The organism is Falsihalocynthiibacter sp. BN13B15 (assembly GCF_041205415.1).
GTDB classification, from domain to species: Bacteria; Pseudomonadota; Alphaproteobacteria; order Rhodobacterales; family Rhodobacteraceae; genus Falsihalocynthiibacter; species Falsihalocynthiibacter arcticus.
Map to the genome: position 1 here is coordinate 265612 of NZ_JBGFCE010000003.1, position 17530 is coordinate 283141.

Here is a 17530-nt window from a genome sequence, read left to right on the forward strand (position 1 = left end):
TGGGTTGCCGCGCCTTTTTGCTGCCAAACAGGCCTATCCCTTGGAGCCGAATTCGAACCACGCTCTTTCCTTAGGTGTGAGAAACTCCTTCATTTTGGCGTCATACAAAGACAAGTTTTCGGCGCTCAGAATACCTTCCCACTTATTGCTCGTACCGCTTTCAAAAAACTGGGCGTTGTCTTTCCAAATCCCTCTGTCGGCAGACGGCGCAAATTTGTCCGCATTCTTTTTCATGCTAGAGAAGGTCGCGGCCTCCACAATGGCGTCAATCAAATCGTCGTCATCGTTGCACTCCAATATTTCCGACAAATTCGAGACCGCCCCCCTAAGGTCGCGGACCATATCTGCATAGTGAAACATGTGAATGTTGGCGCACGCATGCCCGTTGTGGAAACTTTTGAAGTGAAGGGCCAATCCTTCGAGGGATTCCCCGCCATTTTGCAACGGTGAAAACGGGGTTTCCACAAAGGTTCGAAAGCCTTCGTTGATATCGTCTGCGATAAATTTATCTAGGGTGCCGTTGGCCATATTTTTGATGTGGTTTTGCGCCGAAAAAACCACATCGATCGGATGCCGGTGCACCGACAAATAGGTGCAATTCTTGTCGTAAGTTATGCCATCCAGCGGCGTGTGGGTTTTAATATAACGGCGATGCGTTTGTGCCTTCAGGGTGTCCATCAATTCTTTTTCATCGTTGAATTTACTGTCCAACCATTTCGAAATCGTGCCAATGCCGGGATTTACCTCTGGGTCGCCGAATATCAACATACCACATATCGACTGCATCCAAGTCGTGCCGCTTTTGGGCGGGGTACAGACAAAGACATCATCGGGGCGGTTATCAAAACGCGACCAAATATCCGAATTACTCACATCGGAGTTGTAAACTTGGCTTGGGCTTGGAAATTGATCACGCATTTCTCAATCCTCTTTTTAAACAAACAAATCAGGAATTCAAAATCATCGAGGCCGCAATTGCGCCCTATATACCCGAAATCGGGTGAATTGTCACAGCTTAACAACGGTGAGCAATCGACGTGATGAAATAAATTTCAGTTTACGCGTTTATTCCCACCCTTCGTTGACGAATCGAGGTGCGGGCGGGCAAATGGCTTACCGAAATAAATTTTGGTACATGAAATTTCTTGCCGACACGGTGTATTTCATGTCAACCTAGTGGTCATTTGGCCATTTTGCCTTGGGAGGGGATAATATGAAGAGAATGAGTACAAAAGGTTTGATCGTTTCAGGTGTAATGGCGCTCTGTGCCTCTACATCGTCTGTGTCAGCAGAAGGTACATTGGCCTGCGAACCCGGCGAAACCTATATCATGAACGTGATGGTTTCGAGCCACCCTTATTGGGTCCCTGTCTATCAAGGCTTCAAACAAGCCGCCGCAGCTTTTGGTTGTGATACGGTTTTCTCAGGCACACCAGACTACGATATCGCCAAACAAATCGCGTCGTTTGAGCAGGATATGGTAAAGGCTCCCGCCGGTATTCTTGTGCATCCCATGCAGTCTGACCCGTTCATCGAACCTATCAACCGTGCGATCGAAAACGGCACGCAAGTCGCGACATTCGCCGCGGATTCACCCAAATCAAACCGCACCGCCTATATTACGTCTGACAACCTTGCCGAAGCCAAATTCGCGGCAGAAGAAATCGTCAGCCAAATTGGTGCCGAGGCTGAATATGCAGTGCTTGAAAATCCAGGCCAATCCAACCACGATTTGCGAGTAACAGCGCTTATTTCCTATATGGAAGAGCATTATCCCGACATGAAATTGGTCGGTCGTCAGGCAACCAATCAGGACAGCAACGCGGCCTATCGTGCCACGGCGTCCATCGTGCAAGCAAACCCAAATCTCGGCGCGATCTGGATCCCTGAAGCGGGTTCCGCAGAAGGCGCAGTTGCGGCGATCCTAGAAGCCAAAGCCGATGTCTTGATTATGCATGCCGATGTTACCCCAGCCACGCTGGAACACATCAAAGCGGGCAACATCCACATGGCGCTCAACCCAAATCAAGGCATGCAGGGTTTCATGGGTTTTATGGGTGTATTTTTGGCCGCACATGACGGTGTGTTCGATCCGTTCAACGATTACAAAACGTCGGGCTTCAATCCCGTGCAAATTCCCTTCGTTGACAACGGATTTGCTGTGATCACCCAAGAAAACGCCGACAGCTTTGACTTGAATGTCTACATGGAAGGTCGCGATCCGAAGTAATTCGGACTGCACTTTCTATTGGTGGCGCCGGAAAACAACGGGCCTCTGGCGCCACCCCCTTAAATTCAACTCAGGTAGTAGCAAATTCCATGACCGAAGAACTGCTTCTTAAAATCTCAAATGTCACCAAGTCTTTCGGGCCAATACGGGCTTTGAAGGGCGTGAATTTCGACCTGCGCAAAGGTGAAATTCATGCATTGGCGGGCGAGAACGGTGCTGGGAAGTCGACATTGATGAACATCATCGATGGGATCCTACAGCCAGACAGCGGCGAAATCCTGATTGACGGAAAAGCCGAAATAATTACGTCGCCAACACGTGCGCAACAACTCGGTATCGGGTTTGTGCATCAGGAAATTGCCCTCTGTCCCGATGTAAATGTCGCCGAGAATATTTTCATGTCTGCGACGAATATGAGTTCGTCTTTTCTGATGAATTACAAAGAGTTGCACAACAAAGCTAACAAAGTGCTTTCACAACTTTGTACGATATCGCCCTCGACAATGGTGCGGGATTTGTCGATTTCAAACCAACAGTTGGTGGAAATTGCCAAGGCGCTGACACTGGATTGTCGGGTTCTAATTTTGGATGAACCCACCGCCGCGTTGACCGAAAAAGAAGCGCAAATTCTGTTTGGAATTATGCGTAAACTCGCAGATCAGGGCATTGCGATTGTCTATATCTCGCATCGCATGGTCGAAATTTTCGATAATTGCGACCGCGTCACTGTCTTTCGCGACGGGGAGTTCATTGAGACCCGAAATGTCGCCGAAATTACGCCCGGAGACGTGGTGAATGCCATGGTTGGACGGGTGATTGATACGCTCTACCCAGAGAAATTATCCCCCGAGGAGGCCACAGACGAGATCATTCTTGATGTGCAAAACCTCTCGGATGGGAAGCGCTTTTTTGATGTAAACTTCCAACTCAAGAAGGGTGAGATCCTCGGGATCGGCGGGCTAATTGGGGCAGGGCGCAGCGAAATTGCCAAGGGTGTTTGCCGTTTGGAAACCGAAGTGACGGGTGAAACGACACTCAAATCTGCGCCCCTGAAACCAAAAGATTATCGCGAGAGCATCGAGGCGGGTGTGGTCTATCTTTCTGAAGACCGCAAAGGCGACGGAATTTTCCTTGATATGGCGATCTCGGCCAATGTTTCGGCGCTCAATTTAACCCAAGTGGCCACGCCAACGGGTATCATCAGTGTGCCCGCAGAAGAAAAGCAAGCCGCCGCTTTGGGCAAGAAGCTCAACCTGAAATACGGCAGATTGAGCGATCCAGTTTCCTCGCTTTCGGGGGGAAATCAACAAAAAGTGGCCATCGCCAAAATGCTGTCCGTCGACCCGCGCCTGATCTTTTTAGACGAGCCAACGCGCGGCGTGGATGTGGGCGCAAAAGTAGAGATACACGCCATTCTGCGCGGTTTGGCGCGGTCGGGCGTCGGGATTGTTGTCATTTCATCGGAACTGCCGGAGTTAATTGGCCTTTGTGATCGGGTGATGGTTGTGCGCGAGGGCCGTATCAGCGGCGAAGTCACGGGCGACGAATTGACGGAAAAAAATATCATGCGCTTGGCCTCTGTTTTAGACGCAAGCAGCTTGAACGAAAATAAGGGAATATGACGGTGAAAACTTCCACATTAACAGAAACAGATATGCCTGTTACCCACGGTTTCTTGGGGCGGATGTTACGCATGCGGGAAACCGGTCTGATCGGGATTATCCTCGTTATGTTCGTGGTGATGTCCTTTGCGTCGCCCTATTTCCTGACGTGGATTAACATGCGGGCCATGGTGATGGCCTTCGCCGTTGAGGGGATTGTGGTCATCGGTATGACCATTCTGTTGATTTCCGGCGGTATCGATCTTTCGGTCGGATCGGTCACGGCGCTGGCGATGGTTGTTGCGGGCTGGCTGTTCTTGGCGGGGGTTGATCCTTGGGTCGCCTCGGCGATTGCGATTGCGGTTTGCACCGGCATTGGCGCGATCATGGGGTTCTTTGTGACCCGCGTCGGTTTGCACCATTTCATTGTTTCGCTTGCGGTTATGGTGATTGCGCGTGGCGTGTGTTTGCTGGGCACGGGGGGGCGTCCGCTTGGCTTGTTCACCTTGCCGCCAGAGTTCAAATTCATCGGGCAGGGGTCTATTGGACCGATACCGTTAGTAATCATTATCTTCGTTATCACAGTGATTGTGTTTGATTATCTTTTGCGGCGCACAACCCTGTTTCGCAAGGTGTTTTACACCGGAAGCAACGAACGCGCCGCCGCCTATTCCGGTATTCGCACCAAGAAAGTGGTGTTCCTAACGACGACCCTTTGTTCCGCCCTATGTGGTGTTGCGGGTATCATTTATATGTCGCGCTTTGGGTCGGCCCAGCCCACATTTGGGCTTGGAATGGAGCTGAATGTGATCGCTGCTGCGGTCATCGGGGGGGCCAGTCTGAACGGCGGCACGGGCTCCATTTTGGGCGCTATTCTGGGGGTGGTCTTGCTTTCGGTCGTGTCTAGTTCCCTGGCGCTTTTGGATGTGTCGGTCTATTGGCAGGACATTATTCGCGGCTCGATCCTGTTGGTCGCCGTCACCCTCGATCACTATATGAACAAAAACCGCAAACATTAGGAGCGTAGATTATGAATGCCTCTAGTCCCAATTATGAAACTGCGCGCCAAATCCAAGCGGTCCTTGTGCTTCATTTTATCGAAGGGCTCAAGCAATCTGAAATTGCAGCGCGCTTCAATCTCTCGACGTCAAAAGTGAACCGATTGATCGCGCAGGGCCGCAAAATGGGTATGGTTAAAATCGACATCGAAAGCCGGTTTCAACATTTGATTGACTATGAAAATCGCTTGATTGCCTCGACCTGTTTAACGGGCGCTGTGATCACCCCCACGGCCTCGGGAAATCCCGATACGACCTTGCAACAAGTGGGGCGTGCTGCGGCCAATCTCTTGCTTGAAACCGTGCGTGATGGCGATGTGATTGCGATTACTGGCGGGAAGGCCGTGAGTGCGGTCATCAACAATCTATTGCCGGATACGTTGCGCGATGTGACGGTGGTGCCGCTGACGGGTGGGGTGCAGGGAAAATATTTCACCGATGTGAACCACCTTGCAACGAAAATGGCCGAACGACTTGGCGGCAAGGCCATGTTGGTGCACGCACCCTTGTTTGCAGAAACCCGCGGCCAGCGGGACATGATCTTGGAAATTGGCCCTGTGAAGGATGTTTTTGATCTGGCACGCAGGGCAGATGTGGCCCTTTTAGGGGTCGGTTCCATGGAGCCTGCTGGATCGAGCTACTATGACTTGAACCCGGTTCCCGAATCAGATCGAAAAATGCTTGTCGGCGTTGGAGTCGCGGCGGAATTGATGGCGCATCTCATTCGCGACAACGGCGAAGTTGCCGATTACCCGCTCAATAACCGCCTCGTGGCGCTCAACCCAAACGATCTCGCAGGATGTGGCCGCACGATCGGTGTCGCCTCGGGACAGGAAAAAGCGCGGCCTATTCGCGCGGCGCTAAACGGTGGTTATCTCGATGCTTTGGTCATGGATGAAGAAACCGCTTTAACAGTTTTAAATAATGAAAAGAGATCAGACAATGTTGCATGATATGCTAACGCGAACCCTTGGGAAAAGTGGCATTGAGGCCTCGGCGATTGGCCTTGGCACGTGGGCGATTGGTGGCTGGATGTGGGGCGGAACGGACGAAGCCAAATCCATTGCAGCCATTCATGCGTCGATTGACGAGGGCGTAAGCCTGATCGACACGGCCCCCGCTTACGGGCAGGGCGTGGCCGAAGATATCGTTGGAAAGGCCATCGAAACACGGCGCGACAAAGTCGTTCTTGTTACCAAATGCGGCCTCGTTTGGCACACGCAAAAGGGCAACCATTTCTTTGATATCGACGGCACGCCGGTACATCGTTACTTGGGCAAAGATGCCATTATCTATGAGGTAGAACAAAGCCTTACGCGTTTGCGCACCGATTATATCGACCATTACATCACCCATTGGCAAGATCCGACAACGCCTATTGACGAGACGATGGAAGCGCTGGAACTCTTGAAAAAACAGGGCAAAATTCGCTCTATTGGTGCGAGCAACACCAGCCCAGAAGACGTAAACGCTTATATTGCGGCAGGGCAGCTTGATAGCATCCAAGAAGAATACAGCATGGTGCAACGTGGCATCGAAAAAACCCTGTTGCCGATTGCGCGCGAGAATGGCGTGTCGGTTTTGAGTTACTCGTCGCTCGCCTTAGGGCTTTTGTCGGGAAAAATGACGCCGGATCGTCAGTTTGAAGGCGATGACCAGCGTAAGGACAATCCACGGTTCTCGCAAGATAACCGCAAGAAAATCAAAGCATTGATGGATGAAATTACGCCGATTGCAGAGCACCACGACGCCACACTTGCCCAAACCGTGATTGCTTGGACGCTCCAACAGCCCGGCATCACGTTCTCTCTTTGTGGCGCACGAAATGTCGAACAAGCCCGTGAAAATGCAAACGCTGGACGCCTGCGCCTAAGTGCGTCGGATTTAACAACCATTAATACTGCCGCTGACCAACATTTACAAAACCTAGACGCATAAACCGCCTGCTACGTGCAAACTAAATGATGCCGGAACCTGTTTCGGTAAACGGAGAAGTTATGTCTTTTCAACGCCAAGACAGCAAAAACGCATTGGCCCAAAATCCAGATTTTGACGTCATTATTCTGGGCGGTGGTATCAATGGCATCGGAGTTTTTCGCGATCTTGCGTTGCAAGGGCTTCGGGTACTTTTGGTTGAGCGAAACGATTTTTGCTCGGGGTGCAGTGCGGCGCCATCGCGGATGATCCACGGCGGCTTGCGCTATCTTGAGAACGGGGAATTCAACCTCGTTCAGGAATCCATCACGGAACGGGACGCCTTGTTGCGCAACGCGCCGCATTATGTGCGCCCGTTACCCACCACCATTCCGATCACGTCGTGGTTCACCGGAACGATGAACGCCGCGACCTCATTTCTGGGCGGTTCTGGCCAACCCTCACGGCGCGGTGCCTTGCCGATCAAACTGGGCCTGTCGCTCTATGATTGGGTGACGCGCAGAAACCGTACCCTGCCAAAACATCAATTTCACAGCGCTAAAACCACCCGCAAAGAGCGCCCGTGGTTGATGCAGGGTTTGCGGTGTTCGGCCACATTTTATGATGCATGGATAAGCCATCCGGAACGGCTTGGTTTGGAGTTGATCCAAGACGCCCGTGCGGCAAACCCGAACGCCATCGCGCTCAATTACGCGGAATTATCCCCGTCAGAGGGTGGATTTACGGTCAAAGATAATTTGGGCTCCGAGCGTTTTCAAATCACGGGCCGCGCTTTGGTGAACGCCACGGGAGCATGGCTTGATCAGACAATTGCCGCTCTCGACCCAGAGGCACGCACCAAAGAGCCGCTGGTTTCGGGCACCAAAGGGTCGCATTTAATCCTCGATAATCCAGATCTTATGACAGCTCTTGATGGGCATATGATCTATTTTGAGAACGAAGATGGTCGGGTTTGCATCGTGTTTCCCTACCTTGGCAAAGTCCTCGCGGGATCGACTGATATTCGTGTGGATGAACCCGTACGCGTGCGATGTTCGCCCAAGGAACGCGACTATATTCTGGCGTCCCTTGCGCGGGTTTTTCCCCACCTTAATGTCTCCAAAGACCAAATCGCCTTTAGTTATAGCGGCATACGCCCGTTGCCAAAAAGCACCCAAGATTTCACCGGACGCATTTCGCGTGGCCATGCGACGAAACGTTTGGATGGCCACGTTCCACAATTCTGTATGGTGGGTGGAAAATGGACGACTTTTCGCGCGTTTGCCGAGCAGACAACCGATGACGTTCTTGCAGAACTCGGGGCCACGCGCACCGTTTCGACCCGAAATCTGGCCATTGGTGGGGGCAAAGGCTGCGCCGATGCACAGGACGAACCCGCGCAGGCCTTGGCACGAAAAACCCTTGTCGAGGAATATAAAATAACACCCGAACGCGCCGCACATTTGGCGGCCTCTTATGGGACGGGGGCGCGCAAAATACTGGAATATTGTGACCAATATCCGAACGACGCACCCCTTGTCGTAGGCTCAAATTACACCCACGGCGAAATTGCCTATCTCGCGGAACATGAGTTCGTGGTCACATTGGCCGATGTCGTATTGCGGCGTACGGTTTTGGCAATCACAGGACAGATCAGTTCGGAGATTATCGACCAAATTAGTGAAATTTTGGCGCAGCACCTTGAGTGGTCGCCCAAAGAAACATCCCTCCAGCGCGCGGCGCTCCTCACGGAGCTAGACGACTTTCACGATGTGTCGCCACTCGTGCTGGACAACCGAAACAACATAAGGAAATGAACATGAGACCAAATACAAAAGCCCGCATGAACCGTTTGTTCACCCATGGTGGATGCCTAGACGTGGCCATTGATCACGGCGTGTGCAATGAGCCCAGTTTTATGGTTGGGCTTGAGGATATGCCTGCGGTTATGAATGCCCTGATCGCCGCCAAACCCGATGCGATCCAATGCGCTTATGGGCAGGCCGATTTGCTGCAAGCGCGTCCGGAAAAAGACAAACCCGCATTGGTGATGCGGATTGACATGGGCAACCCCTATAACGATCAACGCCACAGTGTCATGTGGTCGATGCTTCAGAATGCCGACGAGCCGATCATTGGCGCGTTGCAGATGGACGCCGCAGCAGTTGTGGTTAATTTGTTTATGTTGCCCGATGAGCCGGAATTGTTCCGCCAATGCATTGAAAACATTAGCCGTGTTCGGGCCTCCTGCGAAAAATACGGCATGCCTCTGATGATTGAACCCTTGGTGATGTTGCCCAACGACGTACGCGGCGGCTATCAAGTGGATGGCGATGCGGAAAAAATCGTGACCTTGACGCGACTTGCCTCTGAGATGGGGGCGGACATCATCAAGGCCGATCCAACGGCAAACCCCGAAGATTTCCATCGCGTTGTTGAAGCAGCACGGGTTCCGGTATTGGTGCGCGGCGGCGGCAAAGAGGACCTCAAAAAGGTTCTGGAAAAATCGGCGGCCATCGTGGCGCAGGGGGCCAAAGGCATGGTCTATGGCCGCAATATTTATCAACATGACAACCCAAAAGCCGTGGTTGCGGCCTTGATGGCAATCATCCACAATAGTGCGAGCGGCGAAGAAGCCTGGGATGTGTATAACAATGGCTGAGACATCAAAATATGTGCTGGGACTGGACGCTGGGAACACGGTGATCAAGGCGGTTTTGTTTGACCTGAAGGGCAATCAAATCGCGCTTTGTGCGCTGGACGGGCATTCGACCACACCAGAGCCAGGACATGTCGAGCGTGATTTGAACGAACTCTGGGCCAATGCACAGCAGGCCATTCGGGGCTGCATTGACAAGGCTGGGATTTCGCCTGAGCAAATTGTCGGGGTTGGCTGTGCGGGGCATGGCAACGGGCTTTATCTTTTGGATCAAGAAGGCGCGCCCCTGATTGGGATTCAGTCCCTCGATACGCGGGCCGCAGGTTTGGCGACGGAATTATCGCAACAGGTTGGGGCGCAATTGCACGCGTTGTGTTTGCAGAAACCTTGGCCGTCGCAAACGCCCACATTGTTGGCGTGGGTGAAGCAGAACCAGCCAGATGTTTATGCACGTATTGGCACCGTTTTGCTGTGTAAAGATTTCATCACCTACAAATTAACTGGACGGCGGGTGAGCGATCAATCCGACATGAGTGGCGCAGGCCTCACGCGGATGCCAGAATGCTGCTACGACGATGACTTGCTTGCGCTTTATGGTCTTTCGGATGCACGCGATTTACTGCCGGACCTGTTGGAATCCTCGGACATCGTTGGCGGCCTTTCGGACGCCGCCGCCAGCACCACCGGATTGGCGGCGGGGACTCCGGTGATTGCAGGGTATTTCGATGTGGTTTCGAGCGCGCTGGGATCAGGAGTTGTAACGGCAGGCGAGGCCTCGATCATCGTGGGAACGTGGGGCGTCAATCAGGTATTCTCCAAGGAACCCGTTCGTGACGACAGTGTTTTCATGGTGACGGGATTTGGGCCAGAACGCTTTGTTAATATCGAGTCCAGCGCCACCTCGGCGGCGAATTTGGAATGGTATGTGCGCGAATTTGTGGAACGTGGTGGGCACCATGACGCCCCCTTTGATTTTTGTAACGATCGCTTGGGCGAGGTCACACCGCGCCTTGATGATCCGTTTTATCATCCCTTTTTATACGGCGCGCGCTTGGGCGCGGATTACCGTGCAGGATTTTACGGCCTTGCAGGATGGCACACCGAAGGCAACATGCTGCGCGCCTTGTTTGAGGGTGTGATGTTTGAACATAAACGCCACATTTCCGTGCTTAAAAATGCCGGTGCCAGCTTTAATCACGCGGTTTTGTCTGGCGGCGGCGCACGCAGCCCCCATTGGCCACAGATGTTTTCCGACTGTCTAAATGTGCCGATTACCGTTGCCCAAGCACAAGAAACAGGCGCTTTAGGCGCGGCTATCGGCGCGGGCGTAGCCACTGGAAATTTCCCCGATTATGAGGCCGCGGTGAGCGCAATGACTCGGCCTGCCAGAAACTACAAACCCGACCCAAGCAAACGGGATTTTTACGAAAAACGCTATGCGGCATGGCTTGATCTGACCGAGCGCATGCGTGGATTTTGGAGCAATCTTAATGACGCAAGTTGAGACCTTAGACGGCACCTATGACTACATTATCGTCGGGGCGGGAACGGCGGGATGCGTATTGGCAAACCGATTGACAGAAAACCCGAAAACGCGCGTTTTGTTGATTGAGGCTGGTGGAAATGACAATTACCACTGGGTGAAAATACCTGTTGGGTATCTGTATTGTATTGGTAATCCGCGCACCGATTGGATGATGAAAACCGCAAACGAGGCGGGCTTGAACGGCCGGTCGCTGGTCTATCCGCGCGGCAAGGTTTTGGGCGGCTGTACCTCCGTTAACGGCATGATTTACATGCGCGGGCAGGCGGCAGATTACGATCATTGGCGACAGCTTGGCAATGTCGGTTGGGGCTGGGATGACGTCCTGCCGCTGTTTAAAAAATCCGAAGATCACCATGCGGGCACGACGAATGTTCATACCTCTGGCGGCGAGTGGAAAGTCTCCAAGCAACGCCTAAGTTGGGACATATTGAACGCAGTCCAAGAAGGGGCAAAACAGTTTGGGATCATGCCGCGGGACGATTTCAACGATGGCAATAACGAGGGGTCTGGGTTCTTTGAGGTCAATCAAAAGAACGGCGTGCGCTGGAGTACGGCGCGCGGTTTTTTGCGGCCTGCGATGAAGCGCCCGAATTTGCGGTTGATGACTCATGCGCATACCGAACATCTCATTCTTGAGGGCAAGTCGGTCAAAGGTATTCGCTTTACGTGCAAGGGCAAAACCTATGAAGCACGATGCACAGCGGAGGTTCTGATTGCAGCAGGCGCAATCAACTCGCCCAAAATCCTTGAACATTCGGGGATTGGCCAGCCAGAGCGCCTCATGGATCTCGGGATCACGCCACAACACGAAAGCAATGGTGTCGGTGAAAACCTGCAAGATCACTTGCAAATCCGCACCGTTTATAAAGTCAAAAATGCCAAAACATTGAACACTATGGCCAATTCCCTCGTCGGAAAAGCCAAGATGGGGATTCAATATTTAGCTACCCAAACGGGCCCCTTGTCTATGGCCCCCAGCCAGTTTGGCATGTTCAGCAAATCCTCGACGTCGCTCGAAACGCCAGACTTGGAGTATCACGTGCAACCCCTGTCGACGGACAAGCTCGGCGACCCGTTACACCCGTTCCCCGCGATCACCATGTCGGTCTGTAATTTGCGCCCCGAAAGCGTGGGAAGTTGTCATATTACGACCTCTGACACCGAACTGCACCCTGATATCCGCCCCAATTATCTCTCCGCCGATCAGGACAAACGCGTGGCGATCACCTCGATCCGACAAGCGCGCGAAATCATGACAGCGACAGCGCTTGAGCCTTATAAACCCAACGAGATTTTGCCGGGACCTGCGTATCAAAGCGACGCTGAATTGTTGGAACAGGCGGGAAATATTGCGACCACGATTTTCCATCCGGTTGGCACCTGTAAAATGGGAAGCGACCCGATGGCTGTTGTCGGCGCCGACCTTCGCGTCCACGGATTGCAAGGGCTGCGGGTGATTGATGCGTCCATTATGCCGAAAATCGTGTCGGGAAATACCGCGTCTCCGGTTGTGATGATTGCGGAAAAAGCCGCGCAGATGATCTTGGCCGAAACGCGCTCGTAACCCTTCGGGCAAAACATAAGAATATGGGGCCGCGTGACGGCGCGCTGCTCCGCGGATTAGATCCGCTCAACGGACTCGCGCTCAACCAAGGCGCAATCCATCCGCATGATGGTGTTTTTGGGCGGCCTTACCTTTTTATTGGCTTCAATATATTCCACGGCCCAAGCGCCCATGGTGCGATGGGGGAGATTGACGGTGCTGAGAGGGGGGTGGAGGTGACGTGCGATTTCCTCGTCGTCATATCCCATAACGGAAATGTCCTGTGGGATTTTAAGCCCCTCTTCCTTCAAGGCCTCATAACATCCGATCGCCATCCGATCATTTTGACAGAAAATGGCGGTAGGGCGATCTTTGCGTGCAAGAAGCTGCATCGTCGCGGCATAGCCAGAACTGGGCGTCCAGTTTCCATGCACGATGAGGCTTTTGTCGAACGGAATATTTTCCTCAGCAAGGGCACGTTTATAGCCCTTTTGCCGGTCTCGCGTGGCTTCAATCCACACCTCACCGGTAATCATTCCGATGCGCTTGTGCCCATGTTCAAGCAGGTGGCGAGTCGCGCGGAAACCGCCAATCGACTCGTCGGGTATGACGGCGGGAAGGCGGTGGTCTTGGGAATAGCAATTCAACAAAACGACAGGGATAGGCAGATCGAGTAAGCAGGCTGGAATTTCAATTTTCCGTGTGAAAATCGTCATGTAGATCAAGCCTGAAATGCCCGTATCCACGAGGGTACGAACGGTTTTTTCCTCAAGTTCTTGATCGTGCATAGTTTGGCCAGACAACAGAATTTGACCATTGTTCCAACAGGCCTGTCGGGCGGCATCAATGGCAATGACAGCTTCTGGGCTGGTTGCGAGCTGATCGACAATAAAACCAACGGCCAGAGTCGCGCTTTGGGCCACATTCGCGTCCGATTTCTGATGGACAAACTTTGTCGAGGAATAGCCAAGCCGGATTGCCGCCTCGATGACGCGTTTGCGTGTGTCTGCGGAAATTTTTACACTCGGCGCGTTTCGAAGAACAAAAGAAACCGTTGCCTGCGAACAGTCCGCCTCATTTGCAACATCCGTCATGGTGAGGCGTCGCGTAGTTTTTGGAGTGGGGGTGATACGCTGCGCCGGTTGGTCTTTCCCGATATTTCCCGCCTTTGCCATACTAATTCCATTCCAAAATTGGCGTGAATATTTTTTGTTGTCATGCTGGTTACACAACCTTTACCGATGATTTAACGGAACGAAATAAATATTTATAAGTCGTTAGTATTAATAATTATCAATAACTCAAATTGCCGCCAGTGGCCTTGCCACGCAATCTCGGGAGGAGACTCATTGTGACTATTTCACGCAGAAAACTTCTGCTTGCTTCATCGGCCGCATCCGCCGCAGCGGCGTTCTCGCGCGCCGCCATCGCAGCCGGTCCTACATTGGCAGTTAAAGACACATACAAGGTTGGTTTTGCCCAAACGGAAAGCAACAATCCATGGCTTTTGGCGCAAACCAACTCGATGAAAGCCGAAGCGGAGGCGCGCGGCTGGCAATTGGTTTATACGGATGCGGCAGGGTCTGCGGCCAAGCAGGTTTCCGATGTTAATTCCATGATCGCACAGGGCGTTGACCTTATTTTCCTTGCTCCACGTGAGGAAATCCCCCTCATTCCGGCAATCAAGTCAGCCAAAAATGTGGGCATCCCGGTGATCCTGTTGGATCGCAATGTTGACCAATCGCTCGCTATCGCAGGCGATGACTATGTGACATTCATTGGCTCAGACTTCATTGAGGAAGGTCGCCGCGTTGCGGAATGGCTCGTCGCCAACAACAATGGAAAAACCAAAATCATCGAACAGGAAGGGACCGCAGGTTCGTCCCCTGCGAATGATCGTAAATTCGGGTTCGACACCACTATTGCCGAGCATCCAGACTTTGAAATCGTCGCATCTCAAACAGGCGATTTTGCGCGCGACACAGGCCGCCAAGTTGCCGAAACGCTGCTTCAAGCCAATCCGGATGCCAATGTTATTTATGCGCATAACGATGAGATGACCATTGGGGCGATCTCGGCCATTGAGGCCGCAGGCAAAGTGGCGGGCAAGGATGTTATGATCCTTTCGATTGATGGTGGACGCGAAATCATCCAGCTGATCATCGACGGAAAGGTAGCGGCCTGTTGCGAGTGTAACCCACGATTTGGTCCAACAGCCTTCGACACGGCCGTCGCCTTTGCACAGGGGGCGGATATTCCGGTAAAAATCATCAATCCCGATAATTTTTATGACATTTCGAATGCTGCTGAACTGATCGACACGGCCTACTAGAGGTCCTCTCATAGCAGACGTGTCTACATAATAGCCCGGATTTTCTGGGCTATTATGGACGTCTGCCTCGGGCAATATCCAAATTACTTTTCGCCGTCCGCCGTTCTGAGGTTTGCGACGAATTGCAATCAAAAATAGATTGGCAAAGAATGAAAGAGACACCTCTTTTATCGATTGAAAACCTGCACAAAAGGTTTGGCGGCACGATCGCGCTAAATGGCGCATCCCTTCAGGTCGGCGCGGGTGAGGTTCATGCCCTAATTGGCCAAAATGGCGCCGGAAAATCGACCCTCATTAAGATCCTGACGGGCTATATTGCAAAAGACGAAGGGGACGTGCATTTCGCGGGTAAACCGTTTGAAGTGAATGCGCCCAAGGCGGCGCAGAACGCTGGAATCAGTACGATTTATCAAGAAATTAATCTGGTGCCACCCCTTTCCGTAACTGAAAATATATGTCTTGGGCGCGAAATGCGCCGCTATGGTGCCCTTGATTGGCCCGCAATGCATAAAGAGGCCGAGCGCTTATTGGCCCGTTTTTCGATGAAGGTTGATGTGCGGCGGCAGTTGTCGGATTTCAGCACGGCGTCACAACAAATGATCGCGATTGCGCGGGCGATTGGGTTTTCTGCCCAGTTGGTCATTATGGATGAGCCGACCTCTTCCTTGGACGAACGCGAAGCGGCGGTGCTGTTTGATGTGATCCGAAGCCTCAAAGCCGAGGGCGTCTCGGTTGTCTTTGTGAGCCATAAACTCGACGAACTTTACGAGGTGTGTGACCGCGTGACGATCATGCGCGATGGTAAAACAATCCGCGCCTGTAACTTGGATGAAATAGACAAACTTGAGCTTGTCTCCACAATGCTCGGTAAAGAAATAAGTCGCAGCAGCGGGCGGATTACAGCATTTGATAATGAGCACGCGCATTTGGCGGGAAACAAACTTCTGGAAGCGCAGGGCTTGAGTGATGGCCTTCACGTTCGCGACGTTAGTTTCTGCGTGCGCAGTGGCGAAATCGTAGGATTTGCAGGCTTGCTTGGGGCAGGGCGCACAGAGACGGCCAAGCTAATTTTTGGCGCACATCCCCCTTCTACAGGACACATGGAATTTGATGGCAAAAGCTTCGCCCCCAACTCGCCCGCCGAAGCCATTGCCGCAGGTATTGGGTTTTGCACCGAAGATCGCAAAATCGAAGGGATTGTGCCGGATTTAAGCATTGCCGAAAACATGATGCTTGCCCTCATGCCAAAGCTTGCGCGAGCGGGCATTGTGGATGAGAAAAAGCAGGCGCAAATCGTCGATGGGTTGATCAAAAGCCTTGGGATCAAATGCGCAGGGCCACACCAAAAAATTCGCGAACTGTCGGGTGGGAACCAGCAAAAAGTTCTCCTTGGTCGCTGGTTGGCCATGTCGCCACGCCTCCTTATTCTCGATGAACCAACGCGCGGCATTGATGTCGGCGCGAAAGCGGAAATACAAAAACTGGTAAACAAACTGGCAGACGATGGGCTGGCTGTGTTGATGATTTCTTCGGAATTAGAAGAGGTTACCGAAGGCGCCGACCGCGTTTACGTTTTGCGGGAAGGCCTGTCAGTTGCCGAGCTTACCAACGGAGAAATCAATGAAGATCGAGTCCTCGCCGCGATGGCGCATGGCACGTCTGAAAGGGCCACGGCCAATGTCTGAACGCCAAGTCTATGCCTTTTGGATCGCTACGCGACGCTAATTATTCTGGGATTCTTGATCCTTTTGAACATCGCGATCACGCCCAATTTCCTCTCGCTACAAACCTTAAACGTGAACCTGACACAGGTTTGCACCATTGTAATCGTCGCCGTCGGGATGACGCTTGTGATCGCAACGGGCGGGATTGACCTTTCTGTGGGGTCACTCATGGCGATCTCTGGCGCGCTCGCGCCGATGATTTTCATGGGTACAATACTAGGAATTGACCCCGTATGGCTCGCGGTCACCGTGGCGATTATTATCTCGGTCGGGGTCGCAGGTTTGCTTGGCGCGTTTAACGGCTGGCTTGTTGCCAAATTCGACATTCAACCCATTGTGGCAACACTGGTTTTGTTCATTGCAGGCCGCGGAATTGCGCAAGTGATGACCAACGGAAACCTACAAGTTTTCCATGTGCCAGAATTTCAATTCATTGGCCTTGGGCGTGTGTTTGGTCTGCCATTTCAGGCAATCATCATGGCTGTGATTGTGATTGGGGCCGCTTGGATGTTTCGCCGCACGGTGTTTGGTCGGCAAATTCTGGCCGTCGGCGGCAACCAAAATGCTGCTGTGCTTTCGGGTGTGCCCGTGAGCCGTGTGAAAATCGCGGTCTATACAATCAGTGGCCTTCTCTCTGGAATAGCGGGCCTCATTGTCATCGCCATCAATTCGGCATCAGATGCCAACCTCGTTGGAATGGGCATGGAGCTTGACGCAATTGCTGCAGTTGCCGTGGGCGGGACTCTCCTGAGTGGGGGCCGCGCGAGCATCTGGGGCACGTTGCTGGGCGCGATGACAATTCAAATTGTACGATACACACTACTTGCAAATGGCGTTCCGGATGCCGCAGCGATGGTGGTTAAAGCGGCGATTATTATTGCAGCTGTCTGGCTCCAAAGAAAGGCACGGACATCATGAGAAAC

14 protein-coding genes are annotated in these 17530 nt (G+C 52.5%); 12 read left to right on the plus strand and 2 right to left on the minus strand.

All coding sequences use genetic code 11. From position 1 onward, the window contains the following. Nucleotides 1–33 precede the first annotated feature (33 nt). Nucleotides 34–918 carry a sulfotransferase domain-containing protein gene (locus AB9F26_RS06545; RefSeq protein ID WP_369767647.1) on the minus strand — a complete coding sequence of 295 codons (885 nt, stop codon included), beginning with the start codon at nucleotides 916–918 and terminating at the stop codon, nucleotides 34–36. Between the two features lie 295 nt (nucleotides 919–1213). Here AB9F26_RS06545 and AB9F26_RS06550 point away from each other — a divergent pair, with 295 nt between their 5' ends. The 9 genes from AB9F26_RS06550 to AB9F26_RS06590 all read left to right on the plus strand — a co-directional run bounded on the left by AB9F26_RS06550 (nucleotide 1214) and on the right by AB9F26_RS06590 (nucleotide 12572). Beyond that, on the plus strand, nucleotides 1214–2230 hold the full coding sequence (locus AB9F26_RS06550; RefSeq protein WP_039003648.1) for a substrate-binding domain-containing protein: 1017 nt from the start codon (nucleotides 1214–1216) through the stop codon (nucleotides 2228–2230). An 89-nt stretch (nucleotides 2231–2319) separates the two neighbouring features. Further along, on the plus strand, nucleotides 2320–3852 hold the full coding sequence (locus tag AB9F26_RS06555; protein ID WP_369767648.1) for a sugar ABC transporter ATP-binding protein: 1533 nt from the start codon (nucleotides 2320–2322) through the stop codon (nucleotides 3850–3852). A 2-nt stretch (nucleotides 3853–3854) separates the two neighbouring features. Further along, complete coding sequence (locus tag AB9F26_RS06560) at nucleotides 3855–4850, plus strand: ABC transporter permease (protein ID WP_369755659.1); 996 nt, start codon at nucleotides 3855–3857, stop codon at nucleotides 4848–4850. A gap of 11 nt (nucleotides 4851–4861) precedes the next feature. Beyond that, nucleotides 4862–5842 (plus strand): sugar-binding transcriptional regulator, encoded by a 981-nt coding sequence (locus AB9F26_RS06565; RefSeq protein WP_335586068.1) that lies wholly within the window; start codon nucleotides 4862–4864, stop codon nucleotides 5840–5842. Next, complete coding sequence (locus tag AB9F26_RS06570) at nucleotides 5832–6827, plus strand: aldo/keto reductase (protein WP_369767649.1); 996 nt, start codon at nucleotides 5832–5834, stop codon at nucleotides 6825–6827. The genes AB9F26_RS06565 and AB9F26_RS06570 overlap by 11 nt, the downstream gene beginning before the upstream one ends. A gap of 59 nt (nucleotides 6828–6886) precedes the next feature. Next, nucleotides 6887–8620, plus strand: coding sequence for a glycerol-3-phosphate dehydrogenase/oxidase (locus AB9F26_RS06575; protein ID WP_369767650.1), 1734 nt, complete (start codon nucleotides 6887–6889; stop codon nucleotides 8618–8620). Between the two features lie 2 nt (nucleotides 8621–8622). Then, the gene (locus AB9F26_RS06580) at nucleotides 8623–9465 is read left to right on the plus strand and encodes a class I fructose-bisphosphate aldolase (RefSeq protein WP_039003654.1); all 843 of its coding nucleotides are present in this window, start codon (nucleotides 8623–8625) and stop codon (nucleotides 9463–9465) included. Beyond that, nucleotides 9458–10966 (plus strand): FGGY-family carbohydrate kinase, encoded by a 1509-nt coding sequence (locus AB9F26_RS06585; RefSeq protein ID WP_369767651.1) that lies wholly within the window; start codon nucleotides 9458–9460, stop codon nucleotides 10964–10966. The genes AB9F26_RS06580 and AB9F26_RS06585 overlap by 8 nt, the downstream gene beginning before the upstream one ends. Continuing rightward, nucleotides 10953–12572, plus strand: a complete 1620-nt coding sequence (locus tag AB9F26_RS06590) for a GMC family oxidoreductase (RefSeq protein WP_369767652.1) — start codon at nucleotides 10953–10955, stop codon at nucleotides 12570–12572. Before AB9F26_RS06585 ends, AB9F26_RS06590 begins: the two co-directional genes overlap by 14 nt. 56 nt (nucleotides 12573–12628) lie before the next feature. Here AB9F26_RS06590 and AB9F26_RS06595 read toward each other — a convergent pair whose 3' ends face one another. Then, nucleotides 12629–13726: a LacI family DNA-binding transcriptional regulator gene (locus AB9F26_RS06595; protein ID WP_369767653.1), complete on the minus strand. Its 1098-nt coding sequence runs from the start codon at nucleotides 13724–13726 to the stop codon at nucleotides 12629–12631. Between the two features lie 176 nt (nucleotides 13727–13902). Between AB9F26_RS06595 and AB9F26_RS06600 the strand changes: the two genes are divergently transcribed. From AB9F26_RS06600 to AB9F26_RS06610, 3 genes are all read left to right on the plus strand, one after another. Next, nucleotides 13903–14883 (plus strand): ABC transporter substrate-binding protein, encoded by a 981-nt coding sequence (locus AB9F26_RS06600; protein WP_369767654.1) that lies wholly within the window; start codon nucleotides 13903–13905, stop codon nucleotides 14881–14883. A gap of 149 nt (nucleotides 14884–15032) precedes the next feature. Beyond that, nucleotides 15033–16568: a sugar ABC transporter ATP-binding protein gene (locus AB9F26_RS06605; protein WP_369767655.1), complete on the plus strand. Its 1536-nt coding sequence runs from the start codon at nucleotides 15033–15035 to the stop codon at nucleotides 16566–16568. Between the two features lie 63 nt (nucleotides 16569–16631). Continuing rightward, on the plus strand, nucleotides 16632–17525 hold the full coding sequence (locus AB9F26_RS06610; protein ID WP_369767656.1) for an ABC transporter permease: 894 nt from the start codon (nucleotides 16632–16634) through the stop codon (nucleotides 17523–17525). The last annotated feature ends 5 nt before the right edge of the window (nucleotides 17526–17530 follow it).